The organism is Sphingobacterium alimentarium (assembly GCF_004342685.1).
GTDB classification, from domain to species: domain Bacteria; phylum Bacteroidota; class Bacteroidia; order Sphingobacteriales; family Sphingobacteriaceae; genus Sphingobacterium; species Sphingobacterium alimentarium.
On the sequence record NZ_SMBZ01000006.1, the window covers coordinates 79,437 to 98,095 of the forward strand.

At 38.3% G+C, this 18,659-nt stretch carries 17 protein-coding genes and 1 pseudogene; 17 read left to right on the top strand and 1 reads right to left on the bottom strand.

Annotated features, from left to right (window positions below; all coding sequences use genetic code 11):
* Positions 1 to 480 (bottom strand): methionine-R-sulfoxide reductase, encoded by a 480-nt coding sequence (locus EDC17_RS03955; protein ID WP_132776850.1) that lies wholly within the window; start codon positions 478 to 480, stop codon positions 1 to 3.
* A 308-nt stretch (positions 481 to 788) separates the two neighbouring features.
* On the opposite strand from EDC17_RS03955, the gene EDC17_RS03960 reads away from it, so the two are divergent.
* From EDC17_RS03960 to EDC17_RS04040, 17 genes and pseudogenes are all read left to right on the top strand, one after another.
* The gene (locus tag EDC17_RS03960; RefSeq protein ID WP_132776851.1) at positions 789 to 2,072 is read left to right on the top strand and encodes a cytochrome c3 family protein; all 1,284 of its coding nucleotides are present in this window, start codon (positions 789 to 791) and stop codon (positions 2,070 to 2,072) included.
* Positions 2,073 to 2,110: 38 nt separating this feature from the next.
* On the top strand, positions 2,111 to 5,116 hold the full coding sequence (locus EDC17_RS03965; protein ID WP_132776852.1) for a TAT-variant-translocated molybdopterin oxidoreductase: 3,006 nt from the start codon (positions 2,111 to 2,113) through the stop codon (positions 5,114 to 5,116).
* A 29-nt stretch (positions 5,117 to 5,145) separates the two neighbouring features.
* Entirely contained in the window at positions 5,146 to 6,636 is a 1,491-nt protein-coding gene (gene nrfD / locus EDC17_RS03970; RefSeq protein ID WP_132776853.1) for an NrfD/PsrC family molybdoenzyme membrane anchor subunit, read from the top strand.
* Between the two features lie 5 nt (positions 6,637 to 6,641).
* Positions 6,642 to 7,178: a DUF3341 domain-containing protein gene (locus EDC17_RS03975; protein ID WP_132776854.1), complete on the top strand. Its 537-nt coding sequence runs from the start codon at positions 6,642 to 6,644 to the stop codon at positions 7,176 to 7,178.
* Entirely contained in the window at positions 7,162 to 7,806 is a 645-nt protein-coding gene (locus tag EDC17_RS03980; protein ID WP_449441393.1) for a c-type cytochrome, read from the top strand. The genes EDC17_RS03975 and EDC17_RS03980 overlap by 17 nt, the downstream gene beginning before the upstream one ends.
* A gap of 19 nt (positions 7,807 to 7,825) precedes the next feature.
* On the top strand, positions 7,826 to 9,052 hold the full coding sequence (locus tag EDC17_RS03985; protein ID WP_132776856.1) for a quinol:cytochrome C oxidoreductase: 1,227 nt from the start codon (positions 7,826 to 7,828) through the stop codon (positions 9,050 to 9,052).
* 42 nt (positions 9,053 to 9,094) lie between these two features.
* Positions 9,095 to 10,420, top strand: coding sequence for a cytochrome c oxidase subunit II (locus EDC17_RS03990; protein WP_132776857.1), 1,326 nt, complete (start codon positions 9,095 to 9,097; stop codon positions 10,418 to 10,420).
* A gap of 25 nt (positions 10,421 to 10,445) precedes the next feature.
* Positions 10,446 to 12,320 carry a cytochrome c oxidase subunit I gene (locus EDC17_RS03995; RefSeq protein WP_207895670.1) on the top strand — a complete coding sequence of 625 codons (1,875 nt, stop codon included), beginning with the start codon at positions 10,446 to 10,448 and terminating at the stop codon, positions 12,318 to 12,320.
* A 58-nt stretch (positions 12,321 to 12,378) separates the two neighbouring features.
* The gene (locus EDC17_RS04000) at positions 12,379 to 13,422 is read left to right on the top strand and encodes a COX15/CtaA family protein (protein WP_132776858.1); all 1,044 of its coding nucleotides are present in this window, start codon (positions 12,379 to 12,381) and stop codon (positions 13,420 to 13,422) included.
* Between the two features lie 46 nt (positions 13,423 to 13,468).
* A complete protein-coding gene (gene cyoE / locus EDC17_RS04005; protein WP_132776859.1) occupies positions 13,469 to 14,377 on the top strand; it encodes a heme o synthase in 909 nt (302 codons plus the stop codon).
* A 4-nt stretch (positions 14,378 to 14,381) separates the two neighbouring features.
* The gene (locus tag EDC17_RS04010) at positions 14,382 to 14,966 is read left to right on the top strand and encodes a cytochrome c oxidase subunit 3 (protein ID WP_132776860.1); all 585 of its coding nucleotides are present in this window, start codon (positions 14,382 to 14,384) and stop codon (positions 14,964 to 14,966) included.
* Positions 14,967 to 14,975: 9 nt separating this feature from the next.
* The gene (locus tag EDC17_RS04015) at positions 14,976 to 15,716 is read left to right on the top strand and encodes a cytochrome c oxidase subunit 3 (RefSeq protein ID WP_132776861.1); all 741 of its coding nucleotides are present in this window, start codon (positions 14,976 to 14,978) and stop codon (positions 15,714 to 15,716) included.
* 29 nt (positions 15,717 to 15,745) lie between these two features.
* Positions 15,746 to 16,123 carry a cytochrome C oxidase subunit IV family protein gene (locus EDC17_RS04020; protein ID WP_132776862.1) on the top strand — a complete coding sequence of 126 codons (378 nt, stop codon included), beginning with the start codon at positions 15,746 to 15,748 and terminating at the stop codon, positions 16,121 to 16,123.
* Between the two features lie 2 nt (positions 16,124 to 16,125).
* The gene (locus EDC17_RS04025; protein WP_132776863.1) at positions 16,126 to 16,839 is read left to right on the top strand and encodes an SCO family protein; all 714 of its coding nucleotides are present in this window, start codon (positions 16,126 to 16,128) and stop codon (positions 16,837 to 16,839) included.
* A gap of 1 nt (position 16,840) precedes the next feature.
* Positions 16,841 to 17,383, top strand: a complete 543-nt coding sequence (locus EDC17_RS04030; protein ID WP_132776864.1) for a DUF420 domain-containing protein — start codon at positions 16,841 to 16,843, stop codon at positions 17,381 to 17,383.
* 5 nt (positions 17,384 to 17,388) lie between these two features.
* Positions 17,389 to 17,844 carry an ABC transporter ATPase gene (locus tag EDC17_RS04035; protein WP_132776865.1) on the top strand — a complete coding sequence of 152 codons (456 nt, stop codon included), beginning with the start codon at positions 17,389 to 17,391 and terminating at the stop codon, positions 17,842 to 17,844.
* 195 nt (positions 17,845 to 18,039) lie between these two features.
* Positions 18,040 to 18,659 (top strand): annotated as a pseudogene (locus tag EDC17_RS04040) (IS1634 family transposase); the annotation flags it as partial.

Below are 18,659 nucleotides of genomic sequence, written 5' to 3' on the forward strand. Positions count from 1 at the left end.
TTATTTGGCAGCGACAAATTTCATCGAAATAGAATTTACGCAGTGTCTGGTGTTCTTAGCTGTGAAGCCTTCGCCTTCGAATACATGGCCGAGGTGAGCGCCACAATTGTTACATAATATTTCAATTCTTCTACCATCAGCATCTGTCTCTCTTTTTACGGCTCCGGGGATTTCATCATCGAAGCTAGGCCATCCGCAGTGTGATTCGAACTTATCTTGTGAGTGGTACAAAGGAGCGTCGCAACGCTTACAGAGGTATGTACCTTTTTCTTTATTATCGAGTAATTCACCTGTAAAAGGCATTTCTGTGCCTTTGTGTACAATTACATATTCTTCTTCTTTTGTTAATTTATTGTATTTGTTGCTGTCCATAGTAGCGTTGATTTTAGTCTTAGAAGCAGCTGTTTTGTTGTTTTGACAAGCTTCTAAAAGTAAAGTTAAGAAAAGTGCTATGAATATAATTGAAAATTGTCGTGGCATAGCTATAAAATTATGTTTATTTTAATAAAGAATAAATGACAAATGAAATAAAAAAATGTTTCAAGAGCCATTTATTGAAACTAACGGATTAATTCCGAAACTAAAATTAAATTTGTGGCTTTAAACCTAATATATGCGCACAAATTAATCTTATTTAGAATGATTTTAAATTGATAATTTGAGTCATTAAATTGTCAGGGATTGCTTATAAAGTTATACTTTTGTGCAATGTTTGATGGGTGTGGACCCTTCTTACACGAACACAAAGTAATTTTTATATCATAAATAAATAGTATAAAGTGCTAAATATGAGAAATATCTCATCCGTTTTGGGAAGATTCGCGAAGTCAATATCATTTGGTATGATGTTGTTATTTGCTGTTACGATGTCGTCAAATGCGCAGGATGCTAAGGAAGGAGCGGCGTTATTCAAGGCGAACTGTACTGCTTGTCACAAGGTAGACAGAAAAATGACTGGTCCTGCATTAGCAGGTATGTCGGAGAGACATTCAGAAGAGTGGTTGGTGAAATGGATTAAAAATTCACAAGCTTTAATCGCTTCTGGTGACGAAACGGCGAACCAGATTTTTAACGAGTGGAACAAAGTAGCGATGCCTGCTTTTACGCAATTTTCTGATGATCAAATCAAAGGAATCATTGCTTATGTAAAAGAAGAAGAGGCGAAAGCTGCTGCTGGTGGTGACAAAGGTGGTGCTACTGGTGGTGCTGCTGCAAGCTCAGATGCAAACAACTTGATGATCCTTGGTGTTGCTGCGATTTTGTTGCTAGCTATTGGTGTGATTGTGATTTTGAGTCGTGTTATTAAGACTTTAGAGAAAGTAATCGCTAACAATGCTGCTGCAATCGAAGCTGCTAAAGCGCGCAACGAAGCTTACCAAGAGTCTGATAAAGTGAAATTTGCACAGAAATTCTTGAAAAACAAGAAGCTGGTTGGTTTCACTGCTCTGATGGTGGTTGGTTTGTTGGCTGTTGTAGGATGGCAGACAATGTGGAACGTGGGTGTGCATACTGGGTATAAGCCAGTGCAACCTATTAAGTTCTCTCACCAGATCCACGCCGGTGTGAATCAGATTGATTGTCAATACTGTCACGGTGGTGCATACAAATCTAAAAATGCATCTATTCCTTCGGCAAATGTATGTATGAACTGTCATAATACAATTACTGCTGCGGATCACTACGATGGCAATATCTCTCCAGAGATCTTGAAATTGTACCGTGCGGTAGATTTTAATCCAGATACTCGTGAGTATGGTAACAATCCTCGTCCGATTGAGTGGGTTAGAATTCACAACTTACCTGACTTTGCTTATTTCAATCACTCACAACACGTTAGTGTAGCAGGTGTAGAATGTCAAACATGTCACGGTCCTATCGAGTCTATGGAAGAGGTATATCAATATTCTCCGTTGACAATGAAATGGTGTGTAGACTGTCACAGAACTACCGAGGTGAATACGGATAACAAATACTACGATCAATTAATCGAAGCACACGAGAAATTGAAAAAAGGAGAGAAGATGACAGCTGCGATGATCGGTGGATTAGAGTGTGGTAAGTGTCACTATTAATAATTAATTAGGAAAACGCAATCTTATATACAGCTTAAATGGATAGCAATAAAAAATATTGGAAAGGTTTAGAGGAATTAAATCAAACTCCTGCTTTCGTTGAGAGTAGCAAGAGTGAGTTTGCTGAGCCTATTCCTGTAGAAGATGTATTAAACGAAGCAGGCTTAAGTACAAGAACTCCACGTCGTGATTTCTTGAAGGCTTTAGGTTTTGGTTTGGGAGCTGTTACTTTGGCAGCGTGTAACCGTACACCGGTACACAAAGCTGTTCCTTATGTAATAAAGCCAGAAGAGATTACTCCTGGTATTCCTAACTATTATGCTTCATCATTCAATGGACAAAGTATTTTAGTAAAAACACGTGAGGGTCGTCCAATCTTCATCGAGCCTAATCCAAACGGTGTAGGCTTGAATCAAGGTACAGATGCTGCTACTGTAGCGTCGGTGTTGGATCTTTACGACATGTCTAAATTGCAAAATCCGCAATTAGATGGTAAAGATGTAGAGTGGTCTAAATTGGATAGCACAGTGGTTGCTGCTTTGAATAAAGCTGCTCAAGCTGGTAAACAAATCGCTATCGTTTCGACTACAGTTAATTCTCCATCAACGTTAGCTTCTATCGCTACATTCACTGCAAAATACCCAACGGCAACGTTAATTCAAGTTGATGCAGTTTCTTATAGTGGTATTATCGAAGCCAACAAAAATTCATTTGGCAAGGCTGTTATCCCTTCGTACAACTTCGGTAATGCGCAAGTGGTAGTTTCAGTAGCTGCGGATTTCTTAGGTTCGTGGTTGTCGGGTGAGGAGCATTCACAAGATTATATGAAAAATCGTGACTACAAATCATTGAAAAATGGTAAAATGTCACGCCATATCCAATTCGAGTCTGGTTTATCCATGACAGGTTCGAACGCAGATGTGCGTATCGCTATCAAACCTTCAGAAGAAGGCGCTGTGTTGATTTCATTGTACAATGAAATTGCAGGTCAAACTGTAGCGGGTGGTACTACAAATGCAAAAGCACAAACTGCCATCAAATTAGTAGCTAAAGAATTAATAGCGGCTAAAGGTTCTGCAGTAGTGGTAGCAGGAGCTAATGATGTAAACATTCAGTCTTTAGTAAATGCTATAAACACACAATTGGGTGCTTACGGAGCAATTATCGATTTGGATAATTACTCTAAACAATTCCAAGGATCAGACGCTAGCTTCCAACAATTCTTGACTGCTGCTAAAGCAGGTCAAGTTGGTGTAGCTTTATTCTTGAATAGCAACCCAATGTACAACTACTTCAATGCAGATGATGTAAAAGCAGCTATTGAGAAAGTAGAATTTACATTGTCATTTGCAGATCGCGCAGATGAAACAGCTTCATTAGTTAAGGGTATCGCACCAGTTCCTAACTATTTAGAATCTTGGGGTGATTCATCAGCGAAAGAAGGATTGTTCACAATCGTACAACCGACTATCAACCCAATTTACAACACCCGTCAAGCTGAGCAAAGCTTCTTAGTATGGGCAGGTGATACAACAAATGTTTACGATTTCGTAAAACAAAATTGGGAAGCAAATATTCTAGCTGGCTCTGGTAAAGCTTGGAAAGAAGTTTTACAAGCAGGTTTTATATTCAAAGGTACTACGGTTGGTTCCTCTTACTCAGCTAATGTAGATGTAGCTTCAGTTGCTGCAGCTATCCTGGCAGATGCTAAGAAAATCGCTGGTGATGTAGAATTGAAATTGTACGAATCTACTACACTACGTGACGGTCGCTATGCAAACAATGCTTTCTTGCAAGAGTTGCCTGATCCAGTATCTAAAGTTACTTGGGATAACTATGCAGCTATCAACCCTAAATTTGCTGAGCAATTAGGCGTTGGCGAGAACGGTAAAGTTAAAGTTGAGGCAAACGGTAAATCTATCGAATTGCCAGTGCTGATGCAACCAGGTCAAGCAATGGGTACAGTATCTGTAGCTGTTGGTTACGGTCGTACATCAGTAGGTAAAGCAGGTAACAATGTAGGTCAAAATGCTTTCCCTTTAGCTTCAGTAGTTAACGGAACAGTACAATTTGCTGCTAAAGCTTCTGTATCAAAAATCTCAGGAACTTACGAATTAGCACAAACTCAAACACACCATACTATCGAAGGTCGTAACATCATCCGTGAGACTACCTTCGCTAAATATCAAAAAGATCCTAACTCAGAATCTGGTCGTTTCGCTGATACACACAAAACTTACGATTTGTGGAACAAATTTGAGCAACCAGGTCACAAATGGGTAATGGCTATCGACTTGAATGCTTGTACAGGTTGTGGTGCTTGTATCGTAGCTTGTAACGTAGAGAACAACATTCCAGTTGTAGGTCGTGACGAGGTTCGTCGTCGTCGTGAGATGCACTGGTTGCGTATTGACCGTTACTACACGATCGAAGAGAACGGCACGAAGTACACCAAAGAGAATGATATTGCTGATGTACAAGATTTCGAGAATGTAACAGTAGTTCACCAACCAATGTTGTGTCAACACTGTGAGCATGCACCTTGTGAGACAGTATGTCCTGTATTAGCTACAGTACACTCATCAGAAGGTCTTAACCATATGGCTTACAACAGATGTTTCGGTACTCGTTACTGTGCAAACAACTGTCCATACAAAGTACGTCGTTTCAACTGGTTCAACTACTGGAATGATTCACGCTTTGATAACTACTTGAACAATGAGTTTACACAATTAGTATTGAACCCAGATGTAACAACACGTTCACGTGGTGTTATGGAAAAATGTTCGATGTGTATCCAACGTATTCAAGGTGGTAAACTGAAAGCAAAAATGGAAAACCGCAAATTGGTTGACGGAGATGTGAAAATGGCATGTCAAGCAGCATGTTCGGCAAACGCTATCATCTTCGGTGATGCAAATGATCCAGAATCAGAGGTGTCAAGAGCATTGCGCAACGAGCGTGTTTACTATGTGTTAGAAGAGATCAATGTTCAACCGAATATCGGTTACATGACTAAAGTTAGAAACACATTTGAAGCATAATTTTATTCTTTATTTGAAATAAAACAACTATGTCATCGCATAACGAATCAATATTAAGAGAACCATTAATGACTGGTAAAGACATCACGTATGCACAAATTACGGATGATATCTTATTACCAGTTGAAAATAAACCCAACAAAGCTTGGTGGATTGGATTTATCGTAGCCGCATGTGGAGCTATGTTATGGGTTATAAGCGTTGGATACACGTTTTGGACGGGTATCGGTGCTTGGGGGCTAAACAAAACAGTTGGTTGGGCATGGGATATCACCGACTTCGTATGGTGGGTAGGTATCGGTCACGCCGGAACACTAATTTCAGCAGTATTATTAATTTTCCGCCAAAACTGGCGTAACTCCATCAACCGTTCTGCGGAAGCGATGACGATTTTCGCCGTAATCTGTGCCGCTACTTACGTTGTGGCTCACATGGGTCGTCCGTGGTTGGCATATTGGATTTTCCCACTTCCAAATCAATTTGGATCCCTTTGGGTGAACTTTAACTCGCCACTTGTATGGGATGCCTTCGCGATCTCTACATATTTCACGGTATCGTTAGTATTCTGGTACTGTGGTCTTTTACCTGATATCGCTTCAGTACGTGACCGCGCTACAGGTTTACGTAAAAAGATGTACTCGATCTTCTCATTCGGATGGAATGGCTCTGTTAAGACTTGGCAGCGTTTCGAGATCGTGTCATTAATTTTGGCAGGTATCTCTACTCCATTAGTACTTTCGGTACACACTATCGTATCTATGGACTTTGCGACATCCGTAATTCCAGGATGGCACACGACGATCTTCCCTCCATATTTCGTGGCAGGAGCGATCTTCTCAGGTTTCGCAATGGTACAAACATTATTGTTGATCTTGCGTAAAGTGATGAACTTCGAGCACTACATTACAATGTTCCACATCGAATCGATGAATAAAATCATCATGGTGACAGGATCTATCGTAGGTGTAGCTTATTTGACAGAGTTATTCATTGCTTGGTACTCTGGCTCTGAATATGAAATGTATGCATTCGCGAATCGTGTTGCTGGTCCATATGCTTGGGCATACTGGGCGATGATGACGTGTAACGTGATTTCACCTCAATTATTCTGGTTCAAAAAAATTCGTACAAGCATTCCTATCTCATGGGTATTGTCTATTATCGTAAATATCGGTATGTGGTTTGAGCGATTTGTAATTATCGTTACATCATTACACCGTGATTATTTACCATCGTCATGGGCAATGTTCTACCCGACATGGGTTGACGTAGGTATCTTTGTTGGATCAATAGGTTTATTCTTTACTCTTTTCTTGTTATTCTTGCGCTTTTTACCTGGTATAGCTATTGCCGAAGTAAAATTATTATTGAAGAGTTCGAGTTTACAACATAAGACTAAGCTTATTAAAGAAGGAGCTTTCCCTGCAGAGCAAGTTCAACATTTTGCGAACTCTTTAGAGAAATACGATTCAGTATCAGCCGAGGAAATTAACGAAATTCGTAAAGCAGTAAATAAATAATAGCAATGAGCAATACAAAATATATAGTAGGAAGTTTTGCGGATCCCGATGAAATGATGCATGGGATTGAGAAATTGCAAGCGAACAATATCAGTATATATGACTGTTATACCCCTATGCCAATTCACGGTATAGAGGCTAAGTTGGGAGTGAAACCATCTAGATTACCTATTGCAGCATTTTGCTTTGGTACTTTAGGATTCGTATTAGGATTTAGCTTATTATACTACACAATGGCTCATGATTGGCCAATGAATATCGGTGGTAAGCCTACCTTACCATTACCTAACTTTGTACCGGTTACATTTGAGGTGACGATTTTATTATGTGCATTAGGTATGGTGGCGACGTTTTTCTACCGCAATCATTTATTCCCAGGACGTGCACCACGTGTGATGGACTTGAGAGCGACAGACGATCGTTTTATCTTAGCAGTTGATGCTCGTGAAAATACAGATCATGCTTTAGTTGACAGTTTATTGAGAGAAGCTGGAGCAGTAGAGGTTAAATACAATGAAAGAAAATATGTTAGTTATGAATAAGAAGAATTTTCTTGGCGCTGTATGTATGGCTGTAGCTTTCGCAGCAGTAACTACTGCATGTGGAGATGGTACTACGCGTAACACTGGTTGGGAATTTTCGCGTAATATGTACGATCCGATAGCTTACAATCCAGATCAGCCAAATAATAATTTTAGTAATAAACAAACAGCACAAACTCCTCCAGCAGGTACTTTACCTCAAGGATTTGAAAGATTTGCTGCTGAATATTCAAATACACCAGAAGATTACGCAAGAGCGGGAGTAGAATTATCTAACCCACTTGAAGTAAATGAGGAAAATCTTGCACAAGGTCAACACTTATATTTGGTAAACTGTGCGGTATGTCACGGTGCTGAAGGTAAAGGTGATGGAGCCATTACTAAAGACCGTTCGGTTTCGGACTCAAGAGGTACTCGTCAGTTAGAGAACTTCCCTAATCCTCCAGCTTATAATAGATCAGCTGCGGCAAACTCTTCAAGAGGTGGATTAATGGCAGATTTGACTGCTGGTAAAATTTATCATACTATTTACTACGGTTTGAATACAATGGGATCACATGCATCTCAATTGAATCCAGAAGAACGTTGGAAAGTAGTTATGTATGTTCAAGAATTACAAAAGAAATAATCTAACATCAATTAAATAAATGGGAACTCACAATCATCATCACGATTATAATTTCAGCGAGCAATATACATTTGCTGGTACAGCGAAGATTGTTAGCTTGGTTGCTATTGTATTAGGTGTTGCTGCCATTGCTTATGGTTTGTATACAGGTGATACAATGCGAACTTTCGCCAATCTACTATTGATGGGATATTATTTTGCTTGTGTATGTGCTGCTGGAGCATTCTTTGTAGCGCTGCAGTTAGTAACGCAATCCGGATGGTCGGCAGGTCTACTACGTATACCTCAGGCTATGGCTTCTGTATTGCCTATTGCATCGATTATCTTATTAATTATCGCAGCAGGAGGTATCTACACACACACATTATACCACCACTGGACTGATCCGGATCTATTCGATCCAAACAGCCCTAAATATGACGCGTTGGTAGCAGGTAAAGCGGCATTCTTAAACATTCCTGGATTCTTTATCCGTCAAATTTTGTTTATGGGATGTTACAGTATCTTTGCTTTCATCTTAGCGAAATTATCTTACAAAGAGGATTTAGAAGGCGGATTGAATACGTACAAACAAGGTTTCAAACTATCTGCTATTTTCTTAGTAATCTTCGGATTTACTACACCTATCTGGTCTTTTGATACTATCATGTCCTTAGAAGCGCACTGGTTCTCTACCATGTTTGGTTGGTACAACTTCGCAGCGATGTGGGTAAGTGGAATTTCAGTGATCACTGTAATCTTAATTCTTTTGAAAAAAGGTGGTTACATGGCGTGGGTAAACGAGAATCACTTGCACGACTTAGGTAAGTTAATGTTCGGTTTCTCTATATTCTGGACTTATGTATGGTTTGCACAGTTCATGTTAATTTGGTACTCAAATATTCCTGAAGAAACAGTATACTTCTACAAACGTTGGGAACCTGAGTACAAACCATGGTTCTGGTTAAGTATCGTAATTAATTTCTTAGCGCCTTTATTGCTATTGGTTGATAGAGATGCTAAACGTAAGCAAAATATGATGTTGTTCGTTGCAATATTATTATTGTGTGGTCACTGGTTAGACTACTATATTATGATTATGCCTGGTACAGTAGAAACAGATAGAGGATTTGGACTTTTAGAAATAGGTACAGCTATAGGATTTGCAGGTTTATTTACATTCTTAGTAATGAATAAGATCAGCAAGCATGCGTTGGCACCTAAACATCATCCATTCCTTGATGAAAGTTTAAACCACCAGATTTAATATTGAATTGAAAGAAGTTACGTTCAAACGTTTATATAAGAAATGAATTTAAAAATTAATAACAGGTTTAAATCCATAGCGGGTTTACTACTTTTAATCAGCTTATTTTTTGCAGCACCCGTGCTTGCAGTGCAGGATGATTCGACGGTAGTTGACACTACGGCGGTAGCGCAAGCTACTACCGAGGCAAGTACGGTTGATAGTGCCTCAGCAGCACCTACAGATACAACAGCAGCCGCTGCTGTATCTGCAGATAATGCAAATGCTACCACAACTACAGCGGCAACAGCAAGCGTAGAGGAAGTGAAAAGTATAGATCCTCAAGTCTATAAAAACTTTTTCTACTACTTTTTACTATTCTTGGTAATCTGTACGATCATTGCTGTCATTGGTAAGATCCATTCTGTCTATGTATTGACTAGAAAAATGAATGGTAAATACAATGAATATGGCAATAACAACTTACAGGCTACATTATTACTTGTTTTCTTAATAGCTTTCTTAGCTTTTGTGTATTACTCGTATGATGTATGGGGTAGTTGGTCATGGAGAGATGCAGTGACAGAACACGGTAAAGACATTGACCGCATGTTTATCATTACATTAGTAATTACTACTGTAGTTTTAATTTTGACACACATTGTTCTTTTTGTATTCACATACATCTATAGAGCAAAAGCAAAGAGCAAAGCTTATTACTATCCTCACAATGATGCTATCGAGAGATTGTGGACTATCGTTCCAGCTATCGTATTGACAGTATTGGTGTTATTTGGTTTCTTCACATGGAGATCAATTACGAATGTGCCTGAAGAATTACAAAAATCAGCTATTCAAGTTGAAGTATTGGGTGAGCAGTTTGCGTGGCATGTAAGATATCCAGGATTGGATGGTAAAATCGGTAAGCGTAATTATAAAATGACTACGCCAACGAACCCTTATGGTATCGATTTCAATGACCAAGCTTCTTGGGATGATTTACAAACACAAGATATTGTTATCCCTGTTAATAAGTCAGTGCGTTTCCATATTATTTCAAAAGACATTATTCACTCATTTTATATTCCTGACTTCCGTGTTCAAATCAATGCTGTACCAGGTATGACAAACTATTTTCAGTTTACACCTACTGTGACAACTGAAGAAATGCGTGATAAAATGAATGATCCTAATTACGACTTTATTATGTTATGTAATAAAATCTGTGGTCAAGGTCACTATAATATGGGTAAAAAAGTCATCGTTGTTACTGAAGCTGAATACAAAGAGTGGTTGGCTACTCAAAACAAGTATTTCACAGAAGATTTGCAAAAAGAATTCGCTAGTAACAATACAGTAGAAGGTGTTCAAACAGCTTCAATCAATTAATTATAGAATATTTTTATAAAATAATATGTCAAGTACAGTTTTATCACACGACGCAGCTCATCATGATGCACATGGTCATCACCATGAGACGTTCCTAACTAAATATGTATTTAGTCAGGATCACAAGATGATTGCGAAGCAATTCTTGATCACTGGTATCATTATGGCAGTTTTTGCCATGTTATTGTCTCTTTTATTCCGTATCCAATTAGCTTGGCCGGACAAAGAGTTTCCGATCTTAGAAGTATTTTTGGGAAAATGGGCTGAAGGTGGTCGTATTAAACCTGAATTCTTTCTATCCCTAGTTACTATACACGGTACAATGATGGTATTCTTCGTATTGACGGCGGGTCTATCAGGTACATTCAGTAACTTATTAATTCCATATCAAATTGGAGCGCGCGATATGGCATCACCATTGATGAACATGTTATCATACTGGTTCTTCTTTACTGCGTGTGTCATCATGATAGCTTCATTCTTTATTGAAAGTGGACCTGCATCACCAGGATGGACTATCTACCCTCCATTATCTGCTGTTCCTACGGCGATAGCGGGATCTGGATTAGGTATGACCATGTGGTTAGCTTCTATGACTTTATTTATCGTATCTCAGGTATTAGGTGGTGTTAACTACATCTCTACAGTCTTGAATATGCGTACTAAAGGTATGGACCTTTGGAAAATGCCATTGACTATTTGGGCATTCTTCTTGACAGCTATCGTAGGTTTATTATCATTCCCAGTATTAGTTTCGGCGGTTGTATTATTAATTTTTGACCGTTCGGCTGGTACTTCATTCTATTTGTCAGACTTAGTAGTACAAGGTCAGATCTTACCTAATGAAGGTGGTTCTCCTATATTATTCCAACACTTATTCTGGTTCTTAGGTCACCCTGAGGTATACATTGTTGTAATGCCTGCATTAGGTTTGACTTCAGAAGTAATCTCTACAAATTCTCGTAAACCAATCTTCGGTTATCACGCGATGGTTTACTCTTTAGTAGGTATTACCGTATTATCATTTATTGTATGGGGTCACCACATGTTCGTGACAGGTATGAATCCTTTCTTAGGAGGTGTATTTATGATCACGACATTGATTATCGCCGTACCTTCAGCAGTAAAATCGTTCAACTACATGGCTACTTTATGGAGAGGTAACATCCGTTTCACTCCAGCGATGATGTTTGCTATTGGTATGGTATCATTCTTTATCTCTGGTGGTTTGACAGGTTTATTCTTAGGTAATGCTGCTTTGGATATCAACTTACACGATACATACTTCGTAGTAGCTCACTTCCACTTGGTAATGGGTTCTGCATCAATCTTCGGTATGTTGTGTGGTGTATATCACTGGTTCCCTAAGATGTTTGGTAGAATGATGAATGAGAAGTTGGGTTATTTCCACTTCTGGTTGACATTTATCGGTGCTTATCTTGTATTCTTCCCAATGCACTTTATGGGTGTAGATGGTGTACCTCGTCGTTACTATTCATTTACTGAATTTGCTTTCATGGAGAAATGGGTTTCAGTGAATGTTTTAGTTACATGGGCTGCTATCATCGCTGGTGTAGGTCAATTGGCATTCTTGATTAACTTCTTTGGTTCTATCTTTAAAGGTAAAGTAGCTCCACAAAACCCTTGGAACTCGAATACATTAGAGTGGACTACACCTGTAGAGCATATCCACGGTAACTGGCCAGGAGAAATCCCTACAGTACACCGTTGGCCATATGATTACAGTAAACCAGGTCACAACGAGGATTTCATCCCTCAACATATTCCTTTCTCTCAAACTATGAGCTCGAATATGCCTCACGATTTCGAAGGAAATGAAGAAGCTATCCGTATTCAGGAGCAATGGAATAAAGAAAATAATAGAGTTGTAGAAGGTTAGGTTATTCCTACCTTCTATTCCTTAAAAATTATAATAGACAAATATAAATTAGGGCGTAATGTATCCAGCTGGTGAGAAGAGATTTATAAATGTTAATAGAATTACTATTATCACTTTGTTTCTTGTTATTCTCGCTGGAGGTGTGGTCCGAAGCACAGGTTCGGGTATGGGTTGTCCAGACTGGCCTAAATGCTTCAACCAAATAGTTCCTCCGACAGATGTAAGTCAGCTGCCAGAGGGATATGAAGAACACTATATAGAGGGCAGAGTAAAGAAAAATCAGCGTTTTGCAAAGATGATTGATTTTTTCGGATACGCTGAGATGGCTGACAAAATCCGCCACGACGAATCTATATTACAACATGAAGAATTTAATGCCGCTAAGACCTGGACAGAATATATCAATCGTCTGGTAGGTGTTTTAGCTGGTTTTGCTTTATTGTTTACAGCTGTTTTTTCGTTCATTTATATCAAGTCAAAGCCAAGCATAGTCGTTTGGAGCGTTCTTAATGTATTTCTTGTCATTATTCAGGCATGGTTAGGATCTATCGTAGTATCGACCAATCTGATGCCTTGGATTATTACGGTGCATATGTTGCTGGCATTAATAATAGTTGCTGTAAGCATTTATACATTCTATGTGGCGACGACATTAAGAAACAAACAGATACTAATTAACTATTCATTCCCAGGTCTCAAAGCCTTAGCGATAGTATCCTTAATCATTACCTTGATACAAGTTGTATATGGTACAGAGGTACGGGAGATAATAGATCATCTTAATAGTGATGGGATTCCACGCACTAGATGGATAGATTCAATAGGTGTAAATTATAATATCCACCGGATATTGGCTTATGTGACATTGTTACTTACAGGTTTGTTATTCTTCTTGGTGAAGAGCAGATTTAGCAAATCGTCAATACAGAGTCAATATGCATGGATTATCTTAATATTAGTACTGATACAAATGTTGTCTGGAATTATATTAGCTAGATTTGCAGTTCCAGCTTTTGCGCAGACAACACACTTAGTAATTGCAAGTTTGTTTTTCGGAGCTCAATATTATTTGATGCTTTTGATGACGAAGCTGAAAAGGTAAGCGCAAGAGCTTATTATTGAGAAGGAAAAAGGAGAAGAGTAGTCAAATGAAAACTTTTATTTCAGATTTTAACAAACTTGTCAAATTACGACTGACGTTAACTGTTGTATTTTCAGCATCTATTGCATTTTTGATAGGCGCCAAGCAACAGGGTGATATCATGTGGTTCAATTGGTTATTATTGACGATTGGCGGATTTTTGGTGACAGGAGCAGCTAATGGTTTTAATGAGATCATTGAAAAGGACATCGATAAATTGATGAAGCGTACGATGGACCGTCCACTTCCTGCCGAAAGAATGACTACAGGTCAGGCTTTGGTATTGAGTGTGTTTATGGGCATATTGGGTACGATGGTATTAGTCAAGCTCAATTTCGTAGCCGGCTTACTATCCGTTTTTTCAATTTTCTTGTATGCTTTTCTATATACTCCGTTAAAGCCTAAATCTCGAATCGCCGTATTTGTAGGTGCTATACCTGGTGCATTGCCACCGCTAATAGGTTATTTTGCAGCTTTCGAATCTTTGGGATTTGGTTTAGCTTATGCTGCACAAAATGAATCGGCTATTGTCATTACTCCTTTTGTATTGTTCTTAATTCAGTTTTTCTGGCAATATCCGCATTATTGGGCGATTGCTTGGGTAGCGGATGAGGATTATAAAAGAGCGGGTATCCGATTATTGCCTACGATGGAGAAAGATAAGATCTCTGCGGTATTTATCTTCGTATCTGCTTTGTTAATGATACCTGTAGGATTTCTTCCTATGTATTTTGGCTTTGGCGGCTGGGTATTTACAATAGTATCGCTTTTGGGTGGACTTGGATTTACTTGGTATGGATACAAGCACTTAGTAGAGCGTAAGGACGAATCAGCTAAAAAGGTAATGTACATTTCGTTTTTGTATTTGCCATTGACACAATTAGTATTACTATTTGATTTTATTCCTTTTAAATAATAAAATGGGAGCTAACGAAACAAAATTGGAAGAGATATTAAGACACCGTAAAGCACAAAAATTCAACCTTTGGTTGGGTATGATTGGTATGTTTATGATGTTTGCTGCTCTTTCCAGTGGTTTTATCGTATATACAGCAAGCGGTGTAGACAAAGGGATTAAAACCATATTGCCACAGGCATTTTTATATAGTACGATCGTTATTATATTGAGCAGTGTGACATTGCATTTAGCTTTTAAAGCAGCTAAATTGAATCAACTTGCTAAACAGAAGATGCTATTACTTATTACCATCGTATTGGGTATAGTATTTTTTATATTACAAGTGAAATCATGGGGTGTATTGACCGAGCAAGGCGTTTATTTCATTAACAACAATGCTTCGCAGTCATTTATTTACATCTTTACAGGATTGCACTTGGCACACATCATCGCTGGATTGTTTGTTTTAATAAGAGCCTATATTGGCGCTGCTAAACCAATCGCTTCGGATTTGAATGTGTTTAGAATGGATCTAGCCGCTATTTTTTGGCATTTTCTAGATCTTTTATGGATTTATATATATGTTTTCTTACTTTTGAATCAATAATAGTAAACAATGAGTACAACAACTGTATCGCAATTGGATAAGGTTAAAGACGGACCATGGTCTGGTGGTAAGTCACCTTGGAATTTAGAGTATGGAAAAATCATGATGTGGTTTTTCTTAGTATCAGATGCATTTACTTTTTCAGCATTCTTAATTTATTACGGTGCTCAAAAATTTGCGCAACCTACATGGATAGATGCGGACAAAATTTTCCAATCTGTACCAGGTATTGCAGAGTCAGGTCAACCTTTGGTTTTCGTAGGTATCATGACCTTTATCTTAATTATGTCTTCGGTGACTATGGTATTGGCTGTGGAAGCGGGACATCGAAATTCAAAGCAAGAAGTCGTTAAATGGATGTTGTGGACGATCTTAGGTGGTTTGGCATTCGTGGGATGTCAGGCTATTGAGTGGAATCATTTACATCACCAAGGATTCTGGTTCGGAAGAAATCCTGCTACAGGATTAACTGACCCAGACGCTATTGCTGCTGCATTGCAACCTTATTTCACGAAAGAAATTTCGTATACAGCTGCATTGCAATTCTCTAATTTATTCTTCACAATCACTGGTTTTCACGGTTTTCACGTATCTATTGGTATTTTGTTGAATATTATTATATTGTTCATGACCTTGAACAACACTTTTGAGAATAGAGGTACTTATTTAATGGTTGAAAAAGTAGGTCTTTACTGGCACTTTGTGGATTTGGTGTGGGTATTCGTATTTACATTCTTCTACTTAATCTAATTGTTGACTAATAATTTATAAAAAGACAGATGGCACATCACGATCATATAGCTACACATGACGCTCACGAGCATGGTGAGGGCATGGGCAAAAAACAAATTTGGAGTGTATTCTTTGTATTGTTAGCCTTAACAGCATTGGAATTCTTAATCGCTCTAGGTTTCGTTCACCACTGGGGTATCCTACAAAAAGGAACTTTAGTTAATACAATTTATATTGCATTGACATTAGTAAAAGCGTATTATATTGTTGCATTCTTCATGCACTTGAAATTTGAGAAATCAAGCTTTATAGTGACATGTAGCATCGTATTTCTTTTCATTATATACTTCATTGTATTAATGCTGATAGAAGGAAATTACTTGCTTACTCACTTGCAAGAGCATGCTCTTTACCCTAACAATTAATAATGAATAATAGCTCTAAAAAGAGAAATATATCGACAATCATAATCCTGGCTATAGTTTTACTAGTGCCAGGATTTTTGTATATAGCACTTAATAAAATCGGTTCCAATCAATATTTGAAACTGCCTGTGTATGGGGAGAAAACTCTTTCTGGCAAGATCAATCGCAAGATGGGGCGCGAAATTCCTGACACGGTATTTCATCAAGTGGATACCATTGTATTGTGGAATGCGGCAGGGGAGCAGGTGAATTTTCTGAAGGAGGACTCGGTTATCTCTATTGTACATTTATTTGATGCGCAAGATGAAGGACTCTCTAAGACTTTATTGTCAAGTCTGAAGCCTGTAGTAGAAAGATTTAAAAATAGTAAGAAAATAAAATTTTATTCCATTTCCATCAACGAAAAGGAGACGACTGAGAATCTCGTTAATATAGAGAATCTGTATGCAAAGGATTTTCCAAACACTTGGTTTATTACGCGAACAGACACGGCTATATTTGACTTCGTTCATAAGAATCTCTTGATTGATGCACATAGGAATGCCGATTCGACTTATTCATTCAGCAACAACTATTTGCTGATTGACACCCAAAGACGCATCCGAGGTTTTTATGATATTAATCAAAATAAGGAGATGGAACGCTTGGAAGACGAAATCAAAGTTCAAGTAGTGGAAGAAATACGTAATAACCCTTTAAAAGTAGAGCAGAAATAATATGGCAATGACTGAAGAAGAAAAGAAGTACAAGGGAATTATATGGGTTTTATCCATTGTTATTCCTTTAGCGGTAGCTGCATTGTTTGGTGTCAATCTCCGTAAGTTGGGCTATGACGTAGAGCCTTTATCATTTTTACCCCCGATATATGCGACTATTAATGGACTGACTGCGGTATTTTTGGTTGCGGCAGTATATTTCATAAAGCGAGGTAATGCCAAGTTGCACGAGAACTTAATCAAACTTTGTATGGCTTGTTCGAGTTTGTTTCTCTTGATGTATGTAGCCTACCACATGACGTCCGATTCAACGCCGTATGGTGGTGAGGGTGTGATACGCTATGTTTATTTCTTTATATTGATCTCGCATATCATACTATCGGTTATCATTATTCCTTTTGTCTTGTTTACATTTGTACGCGGCATAGCAGGAGCTTATGAGAGACATAAAAAACTCGCACGCATTACATACCCGATGTGGCTATATGTAGCCGTGACCGGAGTAATTGTGTACCTTATGATTTCACCTTATTATAATCATTAAATACAATGAGTAGAGTTTGGATATATCAAGCGGATCGCTTTTTGAATTCGCAAGAAGTGAATGATATAAATGCCCTAGCGCAACAATTTGTCGCTTCCTGGACTGCACATGGTTCTGCATTAGCAGGCAAGGCGCAGATCGTCGATAATTTATTTTTGATTTTAGAGGTTAACGAAGAAGTAGCAGGCGTAACGGGCTGTTCTATTGATAAATCTGTACATTTTGTCCAAGCGTTGGGCAATCAATTCAATGTGAATTTCTTTGACCGTATGCGCGTTGCTTATATCGATGCAGAAGGTCAATTACAAATTGCCAGTCGTGAAGAATTTCAGGAAAAGATCAAATCAGCTCAGGTCACAGCTGATACGCTGGTATATAACAACTTGGTACAAAATTCTGAAGAACTGGCTACGAGTTGGAAAGTTCCTTTTTCGGCGAGTTGGCATAGTAAAGTTTTTTAGCGAAATATAATTTTATACTTCCAAAAAAGGGATGCACGATTCGTGCATCCCTTTTTGTATTTATGATTCAGTCCTCTTCCTGTTTTGTGCGGTTAATTTCCAAAAGTAGCTTAAAGCGGTTGTAAAGGCCAGTTTTTGATGTGTTTTGGGTGTCCCGCGGTTATATTGTCATCTATTTCATACATTTGAGACAATATGTTCGTTCGATGCAAACGTAATAAAAGCGGTTCCACTAGTGTTCAGATTATTGATAAATCTTCTGGTCGGTATATTGTTCATCAAACTGTCGGTAGTTCTTCAGATCAGCAAGAGATCGATCGTCTTATAAAAAAAGGTAAAAGGATTATTGAAAGTAATGGTGGGCAAACCAGTATTCCATTCCAGCGTTCCCAAGAACTAGACTTCATAGATACCTTTCTGAATAGCTTAGATGCAATGAATCTCGTTGGTCCAGAGTTGTTGTTAGGACATATTTTTAATGATATTGGCTTCAATGCTATTGATGAAGAACTATTTAAACATTTAGTTATCACGCGTATAGTCTATCCTGTCAGTAAGCTGAAAACGACTGATTACCTGATGAAGTATAAAGGTATAGACGTGAGCGTCTATTCGATTTATAGATATTTGGATAAACTTCATCAAGAGCAAATAGACCTGGTCAAAGAAATAAGTTTTGCACATACTCTAGGTATTCTTGGAGGAAAACTATCAATCGTATTCTACGATGTAACAACCTTGTATTTCGAGGCCAGTGATGAAGATGACTTGCGTAAAAGAGGTTTTAGCAAAGATGGGAAACACCAACACCCACA